This window comes from Nonomuraea terrae (assembly GCF_044465245.1).
Lineage (GTDB): Bacteria > Actinomycetota > Actinomycetes > Streptosporangiales > Streptosporangiaceae > Nonomuraea > Nonomuraea terrae.
In genome coordinates this window covers 254,986-276,154 of the sequence record NZ_JBITLL010000005.1, presented here as the reverse complement: position 1 = coordinate 276,154, position 21,169 = coordinate 254,986, and the positions used below count along the sequence as shown (strand labels likewise).

The following is a 21,169-nucleotide window of genomic DNA, read 5'->3' as shown; positions in this document are numbered from 1 at the left end:
CGGCGCCGGTCGCTGGTGAAGTGGCTCCATGAGCAGAGGCCACCGTACGATCCCGCACACCGCCGACATCGCGCTGGAGGCGTGGGCCGACAGCCGCGAGGCGTGCCTGGCCGAGGTCGTCAAGGCGCTGGTGGAGAGCTTCGCCGACGCCGGCTCGGCGGCCCCCGGTGAGAGCGTCGCCTTCACGGCCCCGGAGGAGGGCGACGAGGAGCTGCTCGCCGCTCTCCTGGAAGAGGTGATCTACCAGCTGGAGGTGCACGGACGCCTGACGGTGGACGTGCTCCCCGGCCCCGCGGGGACCGGGCTCCGGCTGGTCACCGTCCCGGCCGAGGCCGCCGAGCAGGTCGGCGCCACCCCCAAGGCCGTCACCGGGCACGACGTCCGCTTCGGCCAGGAGAACGGCCGCTGGCACGCCCGCGTCGTCGTGGACGTCTGATCAGCCCTTGACCACGCCGATGGGCACGAGCCGCGCCACCTTGCGGGCCAGCCCGGCCTGGTGGCACGCCTCCACCACGGCCCCCACGTCCTTGTACGCCTGCGGCGTCTCCTCCGTCAGCCCCCGCGCCGAGGCGCCGCGCACCGCGATCCCGGCCCGCTCCATCTCCTTGCGCAGCGCGGCCGCCGAGGTGGTCTTGACGGCCTGGTGCCGGCTCAGCCGCCGCCCGGCCCCGTGGCAGGCCGACGCGAACGCCGGCGCCCCCGGCACACCGGCCAGCACGTACGACCCGACGCCCATCGACCCCGGCACCAGCACCGGCTGCCCGACCGGGCGCAGGTCGGGTGGCAGGTCCTCGTGGCCGGGCGGCAGCGCCGGGGTGGCGCCCTTGCGGTGCACACACAGACGCCGCTCGCGCCCGTCCACCCGATGGGTCTCGATCTTGGCCAGGTTGTGCGAGACGTCGTACAGCAGGGCAAGGTCGCCGTCGCCGGTGGCCTGTTCGAAGGCGCGGCGGGCCGCCTCGCCGAGCAGCTGCCGGTTGGCCCGCCCGTAGTTGGCCGCGGCGGCCATCGCCCTCAGGTACGCCCGCCCCTCGGGCGAGCCGACGGGCGCGCAGGCCAGCTGCCGATCGGGGACGCTGATGCCGTACCTGCTCATGGCCGCCCGCATCGCCCGCACCGCGTCCGTGCACACCTGGTGGCCCAGCCCCCTGGAGCCGGTGTGGATGAGCACGCACACCCGTCCCGGCCACAGCCCGTACGCCCGCGCCGCCTCCTCGTCGTACACCTCGGCGACCGCCTCCACCTCCAGGAAGTGGTTGCCGGAGCCGAGGCTGCCGACCTGGCCGAGCCCGCGTTCCCTGGCCCGCTCGCCGATCACGGCCGGGTCGGCGTCGGCGACGGCGCCGCGGTCCTCGCAGCGCTCCAGGTCGCGGGGCTCGCCGTGGCCGCGCTCGACGGCGTACCGCGCGCCGCCCGACAGGATCTGCTCCAGCTCGCCCCTGTCGTGCAGCCGCCACACCGCGCCCTTGCTCATGCCACGCGGGACGGCCGCGTCGAGGGCGTCCATGAGCCGGTTCAGGAACGGCCGCAGCCGGTCGACGTCGAGCCCGGACATCAGCAGCCGGACGCCGCACGAGATGTCGAACCCCACCCCGCCCGGCGACACCACCCCGTCCTCGTCGACGTCGGTCGCCGCCACCCCGCCGATGGGGAACCCGTAACCCCAGTGCATGTCGGGCATCGCGTACGACGCCTCGACGATTCCCGGCAGCGTGGCCACCGCCGCGACCTGGCCGAGAGCCTGGTCCTCGGCGGGGTCGGGCAGCAGCTCCCGGCTCGCGAACACGATCCCGGGCACCCGCATCGCCCCCTCCGGCTCGATCCGCCACCGGTAGGGACTCTCCTCGACCAGCTTCGTCATCCCCTCAGCCACCTCTCGCCCTGCGCCTACCCCACCCACCCGCACCGAATCCGGGCGCCGGGACGCGCCGGGACGCCGCAGGACGTGCGGCGGGGGCGGGTGGCGTCTAGGGTCTCGGGAAAGGCCGCTCCTCGCCGGGCGGCCTCGGGCGGGCGGGAGGAGGGTGACGTGCGGGCTCGCTGGTCTGCCGCCTTCCTGCTCCTTCTGTCCTGGTTCCTGCCGGCCGGCGCACAGGCCCAGGTCGTCCCGCAGGTCGTCCGCCAGATCTCCGTCGCGCAGGCCGGTCCGCAGACCGCCGCGCGGCCGGCGCCGCAGACGGCCGGCCTGCCGGACGCCGCCCGGCAGCAGGCGCAGTCCGGGGTGCGGCAGGCGCCGCACCAGGCGCCCGACGCCCGTGCCTGGGCGGGCGCGTACGGGCCGGCCGGGCCTGGGACGGCGGGGGTGCTCGGGAGCGGGGCCACCGGGTTCCGGGCGGCTTGGGTGGTGGTCGTACCGGCGGTGGCCGGTGACGAGCCTCCGGTGCGGGCGCCGTCGTCGGCGGCGGCGCGGGCTCCTCCCTCCACAGGGTTCTGACGACTCTTTTCGCACGTTCCAGCCTGTGGAGGCTTTCCCATGTTCCGTGCGCCCTTCTGGCGTGCGGTGGCGGCGTGTGCCGTCACCGCGATCTCGATCATCGTGACACTTTCCGCGGCTCCCCGGCTCGGCCTGGACCTGCGGGGCGGCACCCAGCTCGTCTTCGAGACGAGAGACGCACCGACCGTCAAGGCCGACGCGGCCGCCACCGACCGCGCCCTCAGCGTGCTGCGCCAGCGGGCGGACGCCCTCGGCGTGGTCGATCCCACCCTGGTCCGCTCCGGCGAGCGGCGGATCATCGTCGAGCTGCCCGGCGTGCTCGACCCGCGGCAGGCGGCCGAGATCATCGGCCGTACCGCCCAGCTCACGTTCCATTCCGTGCTCGGCGCCGCCGGGGAGGGGGACGAGGGCGCCGTACGCGACGACATGGGCGGCTGGGTGCGGCTCGGCCCGGCCGTCATCACCGGCGACGGCGTCCGCGACGCCGCCGAACGCAGCGACCCCCAGCGCGGTCCCGGCTGGTGGGTGGGCCTCGACTTCCGCGAGGAAGGGCCCTGGCGGAAGCTCACCGCCGAGGCGGCCTGCCACCCGTACGACGACCCGCGCCGCCGCGTCGCCATCGTGCTCGACCAGGAGGTCATCTCCTCGCCGCCGGTCGACCCGTCCATCCCCTGCGGCAGCGGGATCCCGGGCGGCAGCTCCGAGATCACCGGCTCCTTCACCCACGAGGAGGCCCGCGACCTGGCGGTGCTGATCAAGGGCGGCGCGCTGCCGGTGCCGCTCGACCTGGTCTCGCAGCGTACGGTCGGCCCGACCCTCGGCGAGGCGGCCATCGAGGCCAGCGCCAAGGCGGCGGTCGCGGGGCTGATCCTGACCGCCGTGTTCATCGTCGCCGTCTACCGCCTGGCCGGGCTGCTGTCGGTGATCGCGCTCGTCTGCTACGGCCTCATCTCGTACGCGGCCCTGGTGGCCATGGGCGCGACGTTCACGCTGCCGGGACTGGCCGGGTTCGTGCTGGCGATCGGCATGGCGATCGACGCCAACGTCCTGGTCTACGAACGCACCAGGGAGGAGTACGGACGGGCGCCCCGGCGCGGCCTGCGGGCCGCGCTCCGCCAGGGGTTCAGGAAGGCGTGGAGCGCCGTCGCCGACTCCAACGTCACCACCCTGATCGCCGCCGGGCTGCTGTTCTGGCTGGCGTCCGGCCCGGTCAAGGGGTTCGGTGTGACGCTGGCCGTCGGCGTGCTCGCCTCGCTCGTGTCGGCCATGCTGATCACCCGGGTGCTCACGCACGCCGTCATGGGCCGGGTCGGGCCGCGCCTGTCCGGTCTCGCCACGACCGGAACCGTCAGGACGTGGCTGGCGCGCAGGAACCCGCAGCTCATGCGGCGCCGCACGCTGTGGCTGGCGATCGCCGGCGGGCTGGCCGCGGTGGCCGTGGCCGGTCTGCTCGTCCGCGGGCTGAACTTCGGTGTCGAGTTCACCGGCGGGCGGCTCGTGGAGTTCGGCACCGCCCGGCCCGTCGCCGCCGACGCCGCGAGCCAGGCCGTCACGCGGGCCGGGGTGCCGGCGGCGGTCGTGCAGTCCACCGGCGACGGCGTCTCCGTACGCGCCGCCGGTCTCGGGCTGGAGGAGGTGGCCAGGATCGAGCAGGAGCTCGAACGCCAGGCGGGTGAGGTGACGAAGCGGCGCGAGGAGTTCATCGGCCCCAGCCTCGGCGAGGAGCTGCGCCGCAACGCGCTCATCGCGCTCGGCGTGGCGGTGGCGATGCAGCTGCTGTACCTGGCCGTGCGCTTCCGGTGGACGTTCGGCGCCGCGGCCGTCCTCGCGCTGGTCGTGGACGCGACGCTGGTGGTGGGGATGTTCGCCTGGTTGGGCAAGCCCGTCGACGGCGTGTTCCTGGCCGCGATGCTGACCGTGGTCGGTTACTCGGTCAACGACAAGGTGGTGGTGTTCGACCGGGTCAGGGAGCTGTGGGCGGCCCGCCGCCGGGAGCCGTTCGCGGCGGCGGTGAACGGCGCGATCCTGGAGACCATGCCGCGTACCGTCAACACCGGCCTCGGCGCGCTGTTCATCCTGCTCGCGCTGACCGTCTTCGGTGGCGACTCGCTGCGCGACTTCGCGATCGCGCTGGTGGCGGGCATCGTGTTCGGCACGCTGTCGTCGGCGTTCGTGGCCGGTCCGCTGGCGATCTGGCTGGGCCGCTTCGACCGTCGCCCGCCGCCCGAGCCCGCCCGGCCCCGTACCGACCGCGCTCCTCGCGGCACGGGCGCGGTCGTGTGATCACGTGACGGTCGGTCGCCGCGCTTGCGGCGATCGACCGGCTGCGGTACCTGTGCTTGAGTGATCACATGGCGCCGGGTCGGCGAGCCGGACTTCCCGCTGCTGCGCACGTGGCTGGAGCAGCCGCACGTGGCGCGGTGGTGGAACCACGAGACCTCGCCGGAGGCGGTGGCGCGCGACTTCGGGCCCGCCGCCAGGGGCGAGGAACCGTCGGAGGACTTCCTCGCCCTCCTCGACGGTGAGCCGCTCGGCCTCCTCCAGCGGTCCCGGCTGGACGACTACCCCGAAGAGCGCGACGAGCTGGCGGCCATCGTCCCCGTGCCGTCGGGCGCGGTCACCATCGACTACCTGATCGGTGACCCGCGGCGGGCCGGGCGCGGCCTCGGCACGCTGATGATCTCCTCGATGATCGAGCGGACCTGGGACGACCTGCCGTCCGCGCCGTGCGTCATCGTCCCGGTCGCCGCGGGCAACCCCGCCTCGTGGAACGCGCTGCGCAAGGCTGGGCTGCGCCGGGTCGCGCAGGGCGAGCTGGAGCCCGACAACCCGATCGACGGCCGCGAGCACTACGTCTACCGCATCGACCGGCCGCGCTGATTCCCCGTTAGGGGGCCGGGGAACAGGTCCGGCATGGAAGTGCTGAGCAGCCGTGTGTTGCTGCGTCCCCGTGACCCGGCGCGCAGCCGCCGCTTCTACGCCGACACGCTGGGCCTCGCCGTCTACCGCGAGTTCGGCCCGCCGGAGCAACCGGGCGTGGTCTTCTTCCTCGGGCACGGGTTCCTGGAGCTGTCCGGGCGGTCCGACGACGGGCCCGCCGCCGCGGTGCCACTCTGGCTGCAGGTACGCGACGTGGCCGCCGAGGAGGAACGGCTCACCAAGGCCGGCGTCACCGTGCTGCGCGAGGCCCGCACGGAGCCGTGGGGCCTGGTGGAGCTCTGGATCACCGACCCCGACGGCCACCGGATCGTCCTCGTCCAGATCCCGGACGACCACCCCCTGCGCCGCGACACCCGCTGAACCGGCAGGCTGATCGACTTACAATCCCCATAAGTCGGACATAGTGGGGCCGCGCCCCCGCCTGAGGAGCCCGCCATGACCGCGTACCGGATCCTCGCCGTGGACGACGACCAGACGATCCAGCGCGCGTTGTGGCGCGGGCTGCGGCTGGAAGGCTTCGCCGTCGACACCGCCGGGTCGGGGCCGCTCGCCCTGGAGAGCTTCGACCGGATACGGCCGGACGCGCTCGTGCTGGACCTCTCTATGCCCGGCATGTCGGGCATAGAGGTCTGCCGGCGATTACGCGCGGCCGGCACGCAGGCGCCGGTGCTCATCCTGTCCGACCGCGACGAGGTGGACGAACGCGTCGCCGCGCTCGCCGCCGGCGCCGACGACTACGTGGTCAAACCGTTCGACCTGTACGAGCTGGCCCTGCGGCTGCGCGCCCTCCTGCGCCGCAACGGCCCCGCCTCCGGCGCCGCGGTCAGCGTCGGGCCGCTGACCGTCGACCCCGCCGCACGCCGGATCACCCTCGACGGGCGGGAGATCGACGTGACGCGGCGGGAGTTCCGCCTGCTGGAGGAGCTGGCGCGCAACGCCGGCATCGTGATGTCCCGGCCGCTGCTGCTGGAACGCGTGTGGGGCTACGACTTCGAGGTCACCGCGAACGCTGTGGACGCGCTGGCCGGCCACCTGCGGCGCAAGCTGGAGGCCGGCGGACGGCCCCGCATGCTGCACGCCGTACGCGGGGCCGGGTTCGTGCTGCGCGAGCCGCCGCCCTGAGCCTCATGGGCCGTCCTCCAGCAGCTCGAGGTCGGGCGGGACGAGCGTCGTCGACTCCACCAGCCCCCGCAGCAGGTTGTGCAGGAGGTCGCCGGAGGGGCCGCCCGCCGACTTGTCGTGCGTCAGCGGGTACGGGAAGCCGCCGGCGTGCAGGCGGCGGCGTACGGCCTCGATCCGGTGCTCGATCCGGCGCTCCCGCCAGTCGTCGCCGGGCCTGAGGTAGGCGAGCTGCTCGGCGGCCTGACGGTACGACAGCGGGCGCGGCACCTCCTCGTACAGCAGGTAGCGCTGGCCGAGGACCACCAGCAGGAGGCGTTCGTCGTCGTCGAGCGGCCACCTGCGCGGCGGCAGCGTGACGGCGCGCCGACGGGGGACACGTTCGTCGTCGTGGCCCGTGACGTACAGCTCGACCAGGTGCTCGCGGAAGCCCGAGCCGCGGACGAACACCGGCGTGTACCCCACCGCCAGCGGCACCGGCTCGGTCGTCGCGTGCATCAGCCGGTCGCGCGGCAGGCGCAGGAGCTGGCGGCCGGTGTTCCGCAGCCACCAGCGGCGCCTGCGGTAGAAGAGCTCGCCGTGCCTGCGGCTCACCCAGAGGTCGTCCTCGCCCACGCACACGTCCACGCCGGGCCGCCGGCCGCGCCCGAACCTGATCGTCACGCCGAGCTCCGGGCGCGCCTCGACGCCGCCGTAGACCGTGCGCACGTGCAACGTGCCCGCGGGGGTGGGCGCGACGACGCGCGCACGGCTGTCAGTGCCGGTCATCGTCGCTCACGGGCGGGGCAGCCGGGCGGCGGCCGAACCGGCCAGACCGGCCGCCATCCGGCACAGCTCCTCCTCCGCCGCCGAACCGCTCGCCACCAGGCGCAACGACTCGGCCGCGGTCTGGCCTGTGCGCCCGGCGTACGCACGGTAGGGCACCTCCACCAGGCACGTCTCGTCACCGTCGCCGCCCGGGCGGACGAAGGCGCGCAAGCCGTTGACCTGCGTGGACGCGCCGCCCGCCGCGTCGGGCGGCGGCCCCCGGTGGAACCGGAGGCCGACCCGGACGTCGCCGGTGGTGCTCGCCCAGTCGCAGCCCCACCCGCCGAAGCCGCGGTCGGCGGCTGCGGCGTCGACGCCGGGGACGACCTCCAGCGCCTTCGCGTCGAGCAGGGTGCAGGCGTCCCGGTGCGCCAGCGAGTGGGACGGGGGAGGGGGGCGGCGGGCGATCACGCCCTGGTTGAGGGTGTTCGCGGCGTCGCCGGTCGCCGCGTCGGCGATCTCGCAGAGCGGGGCGGTGCCCGTACTGTCGCGTTCGGCGGTGATGGTGACGGTGGTGCCGATGACGCCGGCCACGGTGAGCGTACGGGTGCAGGCGTGGCTCTGGGCGGGGCCCTCCACGACGGCGACGTCGCCCGTCACCCGGGCCGGGGGCGCCTGCTCGGGCGGGGGGTCGAGGTCGAAGCCGACCTCGACGTCCACGACCGGGCCGCCCGGGGGTCGGACGAGGGCGTGGCAGCGGTCGAAGTTGCCGAGGTCGGGGTCGAGCTCGGCGGGACCGAACCGGCCCAGCGTGGCGGGTCTCAGCAGGGCGCACGGGTCAGCCGTACGCCGGTCGCCGATCACGTCGGCGCCTCGTCGCGCCTCGTCGCTCGGCGGCGCCGTCCGCTCGCGGTAGCCGTCCTCCCAGGCGAACAGGGGGTCTCCCTCGTCGGAGGTGGCGAAGCCGCCGTCCCCCCAGCTCGGCATGGGGCCGCTGCCGTCCCAGGCCGCCGTGGTGCCCTCGTCACGCCACGCCACCAGACCGAGGGGAACGAGGATGGCCAGCACCACGACGCTCACCGCCACGGCCACCCGCCCCCGCCCCCACGCCCCGAACCACCCTGCCCCGCCCCCACCACCGACGCCATGAACGGTGGGGGCGCCGGGACCGGCCGGCGTACCGGGAACGGCGACCCCATCCGGGGCGGCTGTGTGGTCCGGGGCGGCCTGTGCGTCCAGGACGGCCCTCGTGTCCTGGCCGGCCGTGACGCTCGAATCGACGGTCGTGCCCGGCATGGACGCTGTGCTCTGGTCGGTCGTGTCAGGAGGAGACGTCTTCTTCGCAGTGGCCGCCGGGTCTGTGGCGGGTGTGCTGTCGGTGGTGGGTGCTGCCGGGTCTGTGGCGGGTGTGCTGTCGGTGGTGGGTGCCGCTGGGTCTGCGGGGGGTGCGCTGTCGGTGGTGGGTGCCGCTGGGTCAACGGCGGACGCGCCGTCCGTGGTGGGTGCCGCCGGGTCCGCGACCGACGCGCCGTTCGCGGCGAACCCGGGATGCGAGGTGGCCGCCCTTGGGGCCGGCACGCCCTCGGCGACCGCCGCGGCATCTGAAACGGATGCGTCCTCCAGTGCCGCCGCTCGCGAAACGGGTGCCGGGTACGCCGTGGCGTCCGGGGCGATCGGCGCGCTGGCCGCCTCCGGGGCGGGGGCGGGGGCGGGGATGGTCCACGGGATGGAGGGCGGGCGGGGGGCCGGCCTTGTCGCCGCTCCATCGAGGAGGCGTCGGGTCTCTGCCGCGTCTGGGCGGTCGGCGGGATTCCGCCGCAGCATGGCGGCCAGGACCTCACGCAGCGGGCCGCCGTCGGCGTCCAGGGTGCGGCTCAGCCGGGCGTCAGCGTCAGCGGCGTCCAGGGTGCGGCTGGACCGGGCGTCAGCGTCAGCGGCGTCCAGGGTGCGGCTGGGCCGGGCGTCAGCGTCGCCGGCGGTGGGAAGGTGCGGGGTGTCGGTCGGGTTGCCGATGAGGAGGGTGTGGAGGGTCGCGCCCAGGGAGAAGACGTCGGACCTCGGTTCAGGCCGGCCGCGTACGACCTCGGGGGCGGCGTAGTCGGGGGTGTAACTGACGGCGCCGTTCGGGGTGAGCGTGTCGGAGCCGCCCACGCGGTACGCGGCCCCGAAGTCGGTCAGCTTCGCCGTGCCGTCGCCGGTGAGGACGACGTTGCCCGGCTTGACGTCGCAGTGCACGATGCCCTCGGCGTGCAGGGCGGCCAGCGCGCCCGCGATCTGGGCTCCGATTCGGGCCGCCACCACGGGGGACATCGCCGGGCACCCCTCCAGGCTCCCGCCCGGCGCATGCTCCATGACCAGCCACGACAGGCCGCCACGCGGCCGGCTCGCGCGTACGGCGTGGTAGAGCGTGACCACGTGGGGATGGCTGAACCGGGCCAGTGCCCGGGCCTCCGCCCACGCCCGCTCGGCGTCGGCCGCGTCACGAGGGACGGGCCGCTTGAGCACGACCTCACGGTCGAGCTCCACGTCACGCGCCAGCCACACCTCCCCTGACCAGCCCCTCGCGAGGCTGCTCACCAGCCGGTAACGCCCGTCCACGGTCATGCCCGGGCGTACCGTCACTCCCTTCACCTGTGGGTCGGAACGCAGTTGCAGGAAGCGCACCACCCGAATGTATCCAGTGACAGATCGGTCACGCAGCGTTTCCGCGGGACCGGTCCCCGGGCCGCGTACGCAGACTGGGCGGCGGCCGCCACCACCACGAAGTCCACGAGTCACGAAAGCAGGGAGGACCATGCCCCGCACCATCGCCACCGCCCTCGCGCTGGCCGCCTCCGTCGCCGTCATCCCCGTCGCCGCCCCGCCGGCCGTCGCGAAGCCCGCCGCCGTCAAGGCGTGTCACGACGGGCGGTGCAGGCTCACCCTCACCAGGTCGGCGACGTTCCCGGTCGATCCCCGGTTCGGCATCACCCGGCTGACCGTCGACTTCACCGCCGACATCGTGCGGGTCACCGGCACCGGCACCCGCGTGACGTCGCGGACGCAGATCGGCAAGGGCGCGTCCGGGTCGGTCAACGGCATCGGCGTACGGGTGGAGTCGCTGTCGGCGAGCAAGGCGGTGGTCGTCCTGACGCCCGAACGGTGATCAGGTGAGGGCCTCGCGCAGGAGGAGCACCGCGATGTCGTCCGAGCGTTTGTCCAGGGTGGCCGGCTCGATCAGCGAGTCGGCCAGCTCGAGCAGGGGGAGCCCGCAGGAGGGGTTGAACCGGCGGGCCAGGCGGTCGATGGCCTCGTCCAGCGGCAGCCCCGGCTCCTCGATGAGCCCGTCGGTGTAGAGGGCGAGGACGGACCCGGGCGGCAGCCGCATGTTCGTGGTGGCGTACTCCGCGTCGGCGTCGACACCCAGCAGCAGCCCGGGTGAGGTCTCGATGACGCGGGCCGGCCCGCCCGGCATGCCGAGCACCGGCGGCAGGTGCCCGGCACTGGCCAGGCACGCGACGCGCCGGCGCAGGTCCAGGCTGACGTACAGACAGCTGGTGAAGCGGTCGGGGGCGAGCTCGGTGAGCAGCCGGTTGGTGTGCGCGAGCACCTCGCCCGGGCTGGCCCCGGCGGCGGCGTGCGCGCGGACGGCGGTGCGCACCTGTCCCATGAGGGCGGCGGCCGTCATGTCATGGCCCTGTACGTCGCCGATGACCGCCGCGACCATGCTGTCGTTGAGCCGGATGAGATCGTAGAAGTCGCCGCCGATGTCCATCCCGGGAGTGGCGGGTACGTACCGCGCGGCCACGTCCAGTCCGGGCATGCGGGGCAGGGTGTGCGGCAGCAGGCTCGACTGGAGGCACTTGGCGAGCTGGTGCTTGGTGTCGTAGAGCCGGGCGCGCTCGAACGCCTGGGCGATCAGCCCGGCGAGCGCGGTGAGCGAGGCCCGCTCCTCGGCGCCGAACGTGTGCGGGTGGTCGTAGCCGAGCACGCACGTGCCGATGGGCCGCCCCGAGGTGACCAGTGGCAGGAACGCCCACGCCTGCATGCTGCCGCGCACCGCGTCGGGGTACGCCTGCCGCATCTCCTCCCAGGTGGAGAAGAACCCCGTCCTGCCGCGGCGGATCAGGTCCGCCGAGACGGGCGCGGCCGGGACGCGGCCTTCGAGCTCGTCGATGACCTCGCGGCTGTAGCCGCGCGAGCCGCTCACCCGCAGCCGGCCGCCCTCGACGGTGATGAGGGCCAGGGCCTGCGCGTCGTACACGGGCATGACATGGTCGGCGACCAGGTCGACGACGTCCTGGGCGGTGACCGCGCGGGCGAGCGTGGTGGCCAGCTGCAGCGTCTCGTGCACCGCGATCAGCCGCAGCGGCCGGCTCTGGCGGGCGGTCGGGCAGGAGCGGGGCTCGCGCGACATCGTGCCGGAGGTGATGCGCAGGGTGATGCCCGACAGCCCCGGATACATCCAGAACGACAGCTGCCGGCCCGCCGGGTTGCGGGCGATGAAGTGGGTGACCTGGCTGCCGACGATCGCGGCCCGGTAGCGGTCCTCGTACGCGGGGTCGGACAGCCACGGGAGCGCCTCCCACAGCCGCCGGCCGACGAGGTCGCGCGGGTGGCCGAGCAGGTCGGCGGCGGGCGCGCTGATCAGGGTCACGCGGCCTTCGGTGTCGAGCGAGCAGTAGCCCTCGGGCAGGCGGTTGAGGCTGTCCAGGGCCACCATGTCGGCGCGCGGGTTCCCGCTCGGGGACGGCGGGACGAGGATGCGGGGCCGCGGCGCGGGGCTGATCGGCTGCCCGCGCTCGGCCGCGCACCGCAGCACCTCGCCGATCTCGGCGCAGGTCTTGCTGAGGACGTCGAGCTGGCGCGGCGTGGGCTCGGTGAAACGCCCGGCCGGCCACACGAGCATGAACCCGCCCCAGGCCGCTTCGCCGACGCAGATGGGGGCCAGGGCGATGGAGAAGTGGTACGGCACCGCTATCGCCGCCCCCGGGAACGAGTGCGCCAGATGCTCCCGGTCGGCGATCCAGACGAGCCGCTGTTCGCGTACCGCCGTGGCGATCGGCACGGGGTCCTTCGTCCTGACCAGGGCCCAGGCGTTGGCGATGGGGGCCGGCATGCCGTACGCGCTCTCCATCCGGAGCACGTCTCCGCCCTCGTCGACCAGGTAGGTGGCGCCTATGTGCGCTCCCGCGTCGGACACGGCGCCGATCAGCAGCTCGTCGAGGCGAGACGAGCCGTTCACCGCACCGGGGGCCGGGACGCCCTCCTGCCACACGTCAGGACGTCCCGTTCACAGAAGGTGGAGGGGCAAACCACCCATCGCCTGTCATACGGGCAGAATACACGTACAAGTGAAACGGATCGTTTACGAAGGGTAATCGAATGGTCAGGGGGCGGCCAGCGGGGGCCGGGCCCGCCACTGGGGGAGCATCGGTTCGAGCATCCGGGACAGCTCCGGCATCCGTGGCGTGACCGCCAGGGCGGCCACCACCTGGAGCAGCCTGGCCCCTTCCATGAAATCCAGCAGCGCGGGGTCCGGCCGCCGCCCGCCGGCTCGTACGTACGTCTCGATCGCCTGCGGGCCCGCTCCGGCGAGGTCCCACTCCACGGGGGCGAGTGTCACGTCCTCGAAGTCGGAGAACAGGTACCCCTGCTCGATCCGCAGCACGTTGTAGTGCGGCGCGTCACCGTGCACGGCCTGGACGCGGGCTCCGGGGAAGGCGCCCGGCAGGTCGGCGGCCACGGCCTCGGCCACGGCGCACTCGTGTTCCATCCGGTCCAGGTCGGACGGGGTGAGTGGCCCCGGTCGCAGGCGCAGCTCGGCCAGGGCCTGCCGCGCGGCCGGCACCACCGGGGCCAGCGGCGTCAGCTCGCCGGGATAGCCGGCCATCGCCTGATGCAGCCCGGGCACCCAGCCGGCCTGCTCGGTGAGGCGCGCCTCCAGCGACTCCGGGGGAGCCGCGGCGATGGGGTCGCGCTCGTCGACGTACTGCCACAAGGTCAGCGAGGCGTCCTCGCACGTGACGGGCTCGGGCGGCACGAGTGGGCTGGGCGGCACGACGGGAGCGCCGCGCCCGGCCAGCCAGCTCACCACGGCGAGTTCGCGGCGCTGCCGTTCGGCCTGCTCCTCGGCCGAGTCGATGGTCAGGCTCGGCACGCGCGCCACCACCGGGTCGGGCGCGAGATGGACGAGCACGTTGAACACGTCGTGCAGGACGCGCGGCTCGGTGGCGCGCAGCCCGAGCCGCCGCCCGGCGGTCACCGCCAGCCGCACGGCCCGCCGCGCGCGCTCGGACCCGGTCACAGGGCCTCCGCCCGGCCGCCGGACAGGCCGGGCGCGCGGTCGAAGAGCAGGTGCAACTGCGCGCGGGAACGCCGCAGCTGCTCGGGGTCGGCCACGCCGCGCCGACGTCGGTCCACCAGTGTGAACCCGGGCATGCACCAGGCCGTCGTGTGCCTGGCGTACAGCGGGTCGGCGCCCGCCGGGGGCGCCGGCGCGGCGAGGTCGCCGGGGGTCTCGTCGATCAGCGGCTGCATGTGGCGTGACTCTACTTCCTGGATGTCACTGGCGTCCGCGGGCACCTCCGGATGCCGGCTGACTGCGGAGAAGAGCCTGGTCGCCGCCCGCAGGATCGACTCCCTGGCGCCGTCTTCATGAGATCCCATGAACGCGGCCTCAGGCGCGAGCGACCGGCAGACGTACGACGGGTAAAAGCCCCGCCCGATGGCGGTTTGTAGTAGTTCATCCGGTACGGTGCCGATGATCTGCGATGTTGGGAGGATCCATGGGTTGGGTCACCACCTGGACCGCGGCTCCTCAGCTCACCGAACCCGGAAACATGCCGCCCCCGCCGTACGCCGGGCAGGGCCGGGTCCTGGCCGGCGCCACACTGCGCCAGACCCTGCGGATCACGGCCGGCGGGCCCAGGATCAGGCTGCGGCTGTCGAACGCGTTCGGCGGCGCGCCGCTGCCTGTCACCCGCGCGGCCGTGGCGCTGCCGCGGGGCGGGGCGGTGGGAGTGAGCGGGATCCTGCCGGAGACCTCGCGGCCGGTGACGTTCTCCGGGCGGGGGTCGGCGGTCGTGCCCAAGGGAGCGCACGTCGTGTGCGATCCGCTGGACTTCGAGGTGGCCCCGGGCTCGGTGCTGACCGTGAGCGTCCACCTCGCCGAAGGGACGGCCTCCGGCGACCTCACCTCGCACCCCGGTTCCAGGACCACCTCGTACCTGGCCGCCGGCGACCTGGTCGAGGCCGCCGGCTTAGCCGGCGCGACCGCCGTCGACCACTGGTACCTGCTCAGCGGCGTCGAGGTGGCGGCCGGGCCCGGCACGGCCGCGATCGCCGTGCTGGGCGACTCCCTGACCGACGGCAGGGGATCCACGACGAACGGCAACGACCGCTGGCCGGACCAGCTCTTCGACCGGCTCCCGCCCGGCGTCGCCGTCGCCAACCAGGGCTTAGGCGGCAACCGGGTGCTCGCCGACGGCCTCGGCCCCAGCGCGCTCGCCCGGCTCGACCGCGACGTGCTCGCGCAGAGCGGCGTGCGCCGGCTCGTGGTCTTCGAGGGCGTCAACGATCTCGGCACCGCGGAGCCGGACGCCCGGTCGCGGGTCGCCGCCGACCTCGTCGCCGCCTACGAGCAGATCGTCGTCCGCGCCCAGGCCCGTGACCTGCTCGTGTACGGCGCCACCCTCACCCCCTTCGGCGGCCACGACTACGACGACCCCGAGGGCTGCCGCGAGGCCGCCCGGCAGCAGGTCAACGACTGGATCCGCACCGCCGGCCGGTTCGACGCCGTGATCGACTTCGACCGCGCCGTACGCGACCCGGCGGACCCGCGGCGGCTGCTGCCCGCCTACGACGAGGGCGATCACCTGCACCTGAGCCCGGCGGGCTACCGGGCGCTGGCCGAGGCCGTCCCGCTGGAGCTGTTCCGATAGGCGGCGACGCGCACAACGATAACGATTGGCTGTGAAACCAGGCCGCCGATGTGCCCGCGTTCGTTGACCCATGGAACGCTACGGTGCGGCATCGACACAACAAGGGGGAGAATCGGGTGTCATCGAGGATCGGGGGATCGATGTGGCGGCGGCTCGGCCGGCTGACCGCCACAGTGGCGGGGATCACCGTCACGGCGCTGACCGTGGCGAGCTGCGGCCCCGCCGAGCAGGCCGCGCAGCAGGCTCCACCGCCGCAGGAGACCTCCACGGCACGGGGGGAGCAGGCAAGCCCGATGGCCGCGCCGCCCAAGGTGGAGGCCGGGTGGCCGCGCTGGGGGTTCACCCACACGGGCGTCAGCGCCAACAACGTCACCCCGGAGTTCGAGCAGGCCGTGGCGGGCTCGCTGGCCCGTACGCCGATGCTGCAGAACCAGCACATCATGGGCTTCGGCGCGCTCAACCCCGAGCCGTACCCGGGGCGGTTCTACTGGGAGGACCTCGACAGCCGGCTCAACCTCATGAAGCAGTCGGGCGCCACGCCGGTCATCACGCTGTGCTGCGCACCCGACTGGATGAAGGGCGGCCCCCAGGGCCCCACGGAGGACTCCGCCTGGGACGAGCACCTGGAGGACGCGCCCTACCCGAAGCACTTCGACGACTTCGCCCGGCTGGCGGCGGAGGTCGCCAGGCGCTACGGCGACGTCAAGTACTTCATGGTGTGGAACGAGTTCAAGGGCTTCTGGCCCGACCACGCCAAGCCGGCCGACTACAAGGGCTACACCGAGATGTACAACAAGGTGTACGACGCGGTGAAGCAGGTCCGGCCGGACGCCCAGGTCGGCGGCCCGTACCTCGGGTTCGACAGCAACCGCGACGGGAAGACGGAGCTGCGCGGCGACTGGGGGGTCGTCAACCAGAACGTCCTCGACGCCTTCGACTACTGGTACGAGCACAAGAAGGGCGCCGACTTCGTCGTCGTCGACGGCGCCTCGCCCACCGACGCCCACGAGCTGGTGCCGGACGAGTTCGGCGCGCTGAGCAAGTTCGCCGACGTCACCGAGTGGTTGCGCAAGAAGACCGGCGACCTGCCGATCTGGTGGTCGGAGTGGTACTTCCAGCCCGAGGACGGCACCGAGTGGGCCGAACCCCACCGCCTGGCCGTGCAGGCCGCCTCGATGATGGAGTTCGCCCGCAGCGGCGCCGCCACCGCGCTCTACTGGAACCCGCAGGTGAAGGACGGCCCCTGCCAGGGCTGCCTGTGGGACCCGCGGACGGGGGCCGAGATGCCGACCGGGCGGCTGGTCGCCGAGTTCACGAAGTGGTTCCCCGCCGGGGTGCGGCTCGACCCGGTGACGTCCTCCGACCCGAAGGTACGGGTGCTGGCGCAGCCGGAGCAGCTGCTGCTGGTCAACACCACCGACGGCGCCGTCACGACCACCGTGGACGGCCAGGAGTTCGCCCTGCAGCCGTACGAGATCAGGTGGAGCGGCCGCTGATCCCGTCGATGCCCGCCAGCCGGTCGAAGGCCGCCTCGACGGCCGCCGGCAGCTCTTCCGGCCGGTCACCCGTGATCGTCCTGGCCGCGTGAAAGGCGGCGAGCGCCACCTCCGCGGCCAGGGCGGCGATCTCGTGACCGGCCCCCTTGCTCTCCAGCAGCCGTCGTAGCACCTCGGCGTGCCCGCGCTGCTTGATCAGGCTGCGCGCCCGCAGCTCCGGGTGGCTCTCCACGAGGCGTTCGTGCCGGTTGTAGGCCGCGGGGTCGGCGGTTACCCGCGTGATGTAGGACACCGCGACCGCCCGGCTGAACGCCAGCGCGGCCGGCAGCGAGTCGCCGATCGGGTCGTCCGCCCGCGGCCCGCCCGCCTCGGCCAGCACCTCGTCGAACGCGCCGCCGTCGGCGAAGACGACCTCCTGCTTGTCGCCGAAGTAGCGGAAGAACGTCGCCCGACCGATCTGGGCCCGCTCGGCGATGTCGGTGACCGTCACCTTCTCGAACCCGCGCTCGTCGAACAGCGCGAGCGCCGCCTCGGTGATCGCCTCCCGGGCGAGCCGCTGCTTGCGTTCGCGGAGTGAGCCCTCGGGTGCCTCGCGCCGATCCATGCCCCCGAGTGTATTGAGTTTCCCGTCGCCACTGAGTGATACTGAATCTCATCTGATATCCAGTATCTAAGGATGGCTCATGGAAACCCTGCTGAACGGCGTCGCCGAGACGGAGCGGCGCACGCGGGCGTTGATCGGCGCGTTCGAGCGCAAGGACCTCGCGGGAGTCTCGGCGCTGCTCGCCGACGACAGCACGCTGACGCTGCCGCTGTCGTTCTCCGGCAGGACGGAGGACGCCGCCCGCTTCACCGGCCGGGAGGAGGTGCTCGGCTATGCCCGCAACGCGTTCACGACCATGGGCAGGATCCGGTTCGCGAACGTCCGGATCAGCGTGGCGGACGGCGGGCGCACGTCGTTCGTCCGCGCCGACGGCGACTTCACCACCGCCGACGGCCGGCCGTACCGCAACGTGTACGTCTACAGCTTCGAGTGGCGCGGCGGCCGCATGGTCGACGGAGCCGAGTACGGCAACCCGGTCACCTTCAGCGCGACCTTCGCGCCGCCCGGGTCCGGGTGAACACCTGGTGATGAGCGGGACGGCCGGCGCCCGCGACTGCCAAGCTGGATCAGCGCCTCACGCCGGAACTCCGCTCAGGAGCTGATCGTTGAGGCGGTCGTCACATCATCGATCTTCGACAGGGAGAACAGAGCCGTGGTCTTCAAACGGATGCTGGGCGCGTTCGGTGTCGGCGCGCCCTCGGTGGACACCGTGCTGTCCACGCCGCGGACCCAGCCGGGCGGCACGGTGGAAGGAGAGGTGCGCCTCAAGGGCGGCGACTTCGACGCCGAGATCGAGCATGTCACGCTCGGCCTCGTAGCCCGGGTGGAGGTCGAGCACGGCGACGGCGAGCACGCCGGAGTCAGCGAGTTCTCCCGTGCCCAGGTCTCCGGCCCCTTCGCGCTGCGCAAGGGCGAGGAGCGCGTCCTCACCTTCCGCATCCCCGTGCCGTGGGAGGCCCCGATCAGTGAGATCGGCGGGCAGCCGCTGCGCGGCATGGCGGTGGGCGTCCGCACCGAGCTGGCCATCGCCAAGGCCGTCGACAAGGGCGACCTCGACATGGTCGCGGTGCAGCCGCTGCCGTCGCAGCTGCGCATCCTGGAGGCGTTCCTCGCGCTCGGGTTCGGCTTCAGGTCGGCCGACCTCGAGGCGGGCCGGCTCTACGGCGTCGACCAGTCGCTGCCGTTCTACCAGGAGATCGAGTTCCACCCGACCGGCCGGTACGCCGGCCAGGTGGGCGAGGTCGAGGTCACCTTCGTGGCCGACCCGAACGGGCTCACGGTGGTCCTGGAGGCCGACAAGCGCACCGGCCGCTACTCCTCCAGCGACGCCATCGGCCGCTTCCAGGTCAGCCACGACGACGCCCTGCGCACCGACTGGTCCGCCGAGCTCGGCCGCTGGCTCGACAACCTGTCCCAGCACTCCCACCCGGGCGCCCACCACGGCGGGCACGGGGGGCACCACGGAGGCCACCACGGGGGGCACCACGGCGCCGGCATGGGGGCGATGGCCGCCGGTGTCGCCGCGGGCGTGGTCGGAGGGCTCGTGGCGGGCGAGATCGTCGAGGAGATCTTCGAGGGAGACGAGGAGGACGGCGGCGAGTGGTGAGCGACCGCTGATTCCGCCCGGCCGCGGCGCTTCGGCGCGCGGCCGGGCGCCGCCCCCGCGTGACCTCTGCCGAAGGCCGGAGGCGCACGGGTTGACACCGCCCCGCGAACCCCCACAAACTCTGCCGGAACAACAGGCGCGTGAGGCGCGTACGGTAAACGTTTACAGGAGTGGCACATGCCCTTACCTCGATGGATCGCCGTCGGCGCGCCGGCCGTGCTGGTGTCACTGTCCCTGCTGAGCGGGCCGCTCACCGGGCCCGCCGAGACGGAGGTGCGGGCGGAGGGCACGATCACCACCGGCTCCGCGCCGTCGCCCGCGCTGGGGGAGGAGATCGCCTACAACGTCTACGTGCCGGCCGGCTACGAGCGGGGCGCCGACCGCCACCCCGTGCTCTACCTGCTGCACGGCCGCGGCGACACCATGCAGGCCTGGACGCGGGTCAAGACGGTGCTCGACGACATGATCGCCGCCAAGCGCATCCCGCCCGTCATCGCCGTCATGCCGGACGCTCCCTGGAGCGAGCGCGGCAGCTGGTACGTCGACTCCCGCTACACCGGCGACGGCTCGCCGGGACGCCCGGTCGAGACGGCGCTGACCCGCGACCTGGTGGCGCACGTGGACGCGACGTACCGGACGGCGCCCATCAGGCAGGCCAGGCTGGTCGGCGGGTACTCGATGGGCGGCGCGGGGGCGCTGCGGTTCGCGCTCGCGCACCAGGACCTCTTCGGCGCCGCCGCGGTGCTCAGCCCCGCCGTCTACACGCCGCTGCCGCCGTCCGACTCCTCGGCCCGCGACCACGGCGCGTTCGGCGACGGCGACGACACGTTCTCGGACGGGGTCTACCGCGATCTCAACTATCCGGCGCTGCTGCCCGAGCTCGACCCCGACCTGCCGGTGCGGCTGTTCGTGGCGGTCGGCGACGACGAGTACGCCAACCCCGACCCGGCCGACGCCCGCCACGACCTCGACTTCGAGTCCGCCGCCCTGTACAACGCCGCCCGCCGCTCGCCCGCGATCTCCGCGCAACTGCGCGTCCTCGACGGCGGCCACGACTGGACGGTGTGGACGCCCGCCTTCGAGCAGGCCATGTCCGACCTCGGCCCCGGGTTGAGCGTCACCCCGCCGGCCGGGCTGCCCGCTCCGTTGCACGGCACGGAGGCCACCGACTGGGCGGGCGGCGTCGCGGCCCATGCCGACGGCTCCCTCACCATCGGGTACGCGGCCGGCGGCCCCGTGAACGGTCAGGAGCACCAGGGCCGACTCGACGCCGTGGTCACCCGTACCGGCGGCTGGACCAGGCAGTTCGGCACGGAGGCCGACGAACGGCTGTACGGCGTCGCGGCGCTGCCCGACGGCGGCGTGCTGGCGGCCGGCTACACCAAGGGCGACCTCGACGGGAAACACGCGGGCAACGCGGCCGACGACGCGTTCGTGGCCCGGCTCGACGCGGCGGGCGACATCCGGTGGATCACCCAGTTCGGCGCCCCGGACGCCGCCGACCGCCTGTACGGCCTGACGGCCGCCCCCGACGGCGGCGCGTACGTGACGGGCTACACCAGAGGCGCGCTGGACGGCCCGAACCAGGGCGACAAGGACGCGATCCTCGCCCGGCTCACCTCGGCCGGCGAGCTGACCTGGGTCCGCCAGTACGGCGGCCCCGGCGAGGACAAGGCGTACGGCGTGGCCGTCTCCGGCTCCGCCCTCCACGTGGCCGGCAGCGCCACCGCGGCCATGCCCGGCACGACCCCGCTCGGCGGCCTGGACGCCTGGATCGCCGCGTACACCGCCGACGGCGCCAGGACGTGGGCCGCCACGGCGGGCGGCGCCGGCGACGACCGGTTCACCGCGGTCGCCGTCACCACCACCGGCCTCGCCGTCGCGACCGGCGCCTCGGACGGCGACGCGCTCACCGTCGCCTACACCGGCCGGGGCAAGCAGCGCTGGACGCACACGCTCGCCACCCCGTCCGCCGACGAGGGCGCCGCCGTGGCCGCGCTGCCGGGCGGCGAGGTCGAGGTCGTGGGCTACACGCGGGGCCTTGCCGGGGTCCAGGCGGGCGGCGCCGACGTGCTCAGCCTGCGCCTGGACGCCCGGGGCGGGCAACTCGCCGCCGCCCAGTTCGGCACCGCCAGGGACGACGCCGTCGACCCGTTCGCCGAGGCCAACCTGTACGCCACGGCCACGCCGTCCGGCCAGGTGGCCGTCACGGGCCTGACCTACGGCGCCGTCGGGGACGCTCCCGGCAACGGCGATGTCTTCCTGGCCACCGTGGACCCCGCCACCGGCCTGCCCGGCTGA

General features: G+C 73.9%; 19 protein-coding genes. 12 read left to right on the top strand and 7 right to left on the bottom strand.

The window, feature by feature from the left end; all coding sequences use genetic code 11:
* The first annotated feature begins 28 nt into the window (after positions 1-28).
* Positions 29-436: an archease gene (locus tag ACIBP6_RS25070; RefSeq protein WP_397055835.1), complete on the top strand. Its 408-nt coding sequence runs from the start codon at positions 29-31 to the stop codon at positions 434-436.
* Here ACIBP6_RS25070 and ACIBP6_RS25065 read toward each other — a convergent pair whose 3' ends face one another.
* Positions 437-1,861 (bottom strand): RtcB family protein, encoded by a 1,425-nt coding sequence (locus ACIBP6_RS25065; RefSeq protein WP_397055833.1) that lies wholly within the window; start codon positions 1,859-1,861, stop codon positions 437-439.
* Between the two features lie 168 nt (positions 1,862-2,029).
* Between ACIBP6_RS25065 and ACIBP6_RS25060 the strand changes: the two genes are divergently transcribed.
* The 5 genes from ACIBP6_RS25060 (at position 2,030) to ACIBP6_RS25040 (ending at position 6,496) form a co-directional block, all read left to right on the top strand.
* Positions 2,030-2,434 (top strand): hypothetical protein, encoded by a 405-nt coding sequence (locus ACIBP6_RS25060; RefSeq protein WP_397055831.1) that lies wholly within the window; start codon positions 2,030-2,032, stop codon positions 2,432-2,434.
* Between the two features lie 39 nt (positions 2,435-2,473).
* A complete protein-coding gene (secD, locus tag ACIBP6_RS25055; protein WP_397055829.1) occupies positions 2,474-4,717 on the top strand; it encodes a protein translocase subunit SecD in 2,244 nt (747 codons plus the stop codon).
* Between the two features lie 60 nt (positions 4,718-4,777).
* Entirely contained in the window at positions 4,778-5,314 is a 537-nt protein-coding gene (locus ACIBP6_RS25050; RefSeq protein WP_397055827.1) for a GNAT family N-acetyltransferase, read from the top strand.
* Between the two features lie 33 nt (positions 5,315-5,347).
* Complete coding sequence (locus tag ACIBP6_RS25045; RefSeq protein ID WP_397055825.1) at positions 5,348-5,734, top strand: VOC family protein; 387 nt, start codon at positions 5,348-5,350, stop codon at positions 5,732-5,734.
* A 75-nt stretch (positions 5,735-5,809) separates the two neighbouring features.
* Complete coding sequence (locus tag ACIBP6_RS25040) at positions 5,810-6,496, top strand: response regulator transcription factor (RefSeq protein WP_397055823.1); 687 nt, start codon at positions 5,810-5,812, stop codon at positions 6,494-6,496.
* A gap of 3 nt (positions 6,497-6,499) precedes the next feature.
* Here ACIBP6_RS25040 and ACIBP6_RS25035 read toward each other — a convergent pair whose 3' ends face one another.
* Positions 6,500-7,261 carry a hypothetical protein gene (locus ACIBP6_RS25035; RefSeq protein WP_397055821.1) on the bottom strand — a complete coding sequence of 254 codons (762 nt, stop codon included), beginning with the start codon at positions 7,259-7,261 and terminating at the stop codon, positions 6,500-6,502.
* 6 nt (positions 7,262-7,267) lie between these two features.
* A complete protein-coding gene (locus ACIBP6_RS25030) occupies positions 7,268-9,904 on the bottom strand; it encodes a serine/threonine-protein kinase (protein ID WP_397055819.1) in 2,637 nt (878 codons plus the stop codon).
* A 130-nt stretch (positions 9,905-10,034) separates the two neighbouring features.
* Here ACIBP6_RS25030 and ACIBP6_RS25025 point away from each other — a divergent pair, with 130 nt between their 5' ends.
* On the top strand, positions 10,035-10,385 hold the full coding sequence (locus ACIBP6_RS25025) for a hypothetical protein (protein WP_397055817.1): 351 nt from the start codon (positions 10,035-10,037) through the stop codon (positions 10,383-10,385).
* Here the strand turns inward: ACIBP6_RS25025 and ACIBP6_RS25020 are convergent, their stop codons facing one another.
* From ACIBP6_RS25020 to ACIBP6_RS25010, 3 genes are all read right to left on the bottom strand, one after another.
* Positions 10,386-12,464, bottom strand: a complete 2,079-nt coding sequence (locus ACIBP6_RS25020; RefSeq protein ID WP_397055815.1) for a SpoIIE family protein phosphatase — start codon at positions 12,462-12,464, stop codon at positions 10,386-10,388.
* A gap of 144 nt (positions 12,465-12,608) precedes the next feature.
* Complete coding sequence (locus ACIBP6_RS25015; RefSeq protein WP_397055813.1) at positions 12,609-13,526, bottom strand: phosphotransferase; 918 nt, start codon at positions 13,524-13,526, stop codon at positions 12,609-12,611.
* Positions 13,523-13,888 carry a hypothetical protein gene (locus tag ACIBP6_RS25010; RefSeq protein WP_397055811.1) on the bottom strand — a complete coding sequence of 122 codons (366 nt, stop codon included), beginning with the start codon at positions 13,886-13,888 and terminating at the stop codon, positions 13,523-13,525. Before ACIBP6_RS25010 ends, ACIBP6_RS25015 begins: the two co-directional genes overlap by 4 nt.
* Positions 13,889-14,007: 119 nt before the next feature.
* Between ACIBP6_RS25010 and ACIBP6_RS25005 the strand changes: the two genes are divergently transcribed.
* Positions 14,008-15,162 (top strand): SGNH/GDSL hydrolase family protein, encoded by a 1,155-nt coding sequence (locus ACIBP6_RS25005; RefSeq protein ID WP_397055809.1) that lies wholly within the window; start codon positions 14,008-14,010, stop codon positions 15,160-15,162.
* 116 nt (positions 15,163-15,278) lie between these two features.
* On the top strand, positions 15,279-16,658 hold the full coding sequence (locus ACIBP6_RS25000; RefSeq protein ID WP_397055808.1) for a GH39 family glycosyl hydrolase: 1,380 nt from the start codon (positions 15,279-15,281) through the stop codon (positions 16,656-16,658).
* On the opposite strand, the gene ACIBP6_RS24995 is transcribed toward ACIBP6_RS25000, so the two are convergent.
* Positions 16,639-17,262 carry a TetR family transcriptional regulator gene (locus ACIBP6_RS24995; protein WP_397055806.1) on the bottom strand — a complete coding sequence of 208 codons (624 nt, stop codon included), beginning with the start codon at positions 17,260-17,262 and terminating at the stop codon, positions 16,639-16,641. The two genes, ACIBP6_RS25000 and ACIBP6_RS24995, sit on opposite strands and share 20 nt — an antisense overlap.
* Before the next feature lie 79 nt (positions 17,263-17,341).
* Here ACIBP6_RS24995 and ACIBP6_RS24990 point away from each other — a divergent pair, with 79 nt between their 5' ends.
* The 3 genes from ACIBP6_RS24990 to ACIBP6_RS24980 all read left to right on the top strand — a co-directional run bounded on the left by ACIBP6_RS24990 (position 17,342) and on the right by ACIBP6_RS24980 (position 21,169).
* Positions 17,342-17,779 carry a nuclear transport factor 2 family protein gene (locus tag ACIBP6_RS24990; RefSeq protein WP_397055804.1) on the top strand — a complete coding sequence of 146 codons (438 nt, stop codon included), beginning with the start codon at positions 17,342-17,344 and terminating at the stop codon, positions 17,777-17,779.
* A gap of 135 nt (positions 17,780-17,914) precedes the next feature.
* Positions 17,915-18,868, top strand: a complete 954-nt coding sequence (locus ACIBP6_RS24985) for a sporulation protein (protein ID WP_397055802.1) — start codon at positions 17,915-17,917, stop codon at positions 18,866-18,868.
* Positions 18,869-19,045: 177 nt separating this feature from the next.
* Positions 19,046-21,169: an alpha/beta hydrolase-fold protein gene (locus ACIBP6_RS24980; RefSeq protein WP_397055800.1), complete on the top strand. Its 2,124-nt coding sequence runs from the start codon at positions 19,046-19,048 to the stop codon at positions 21,167-21,169.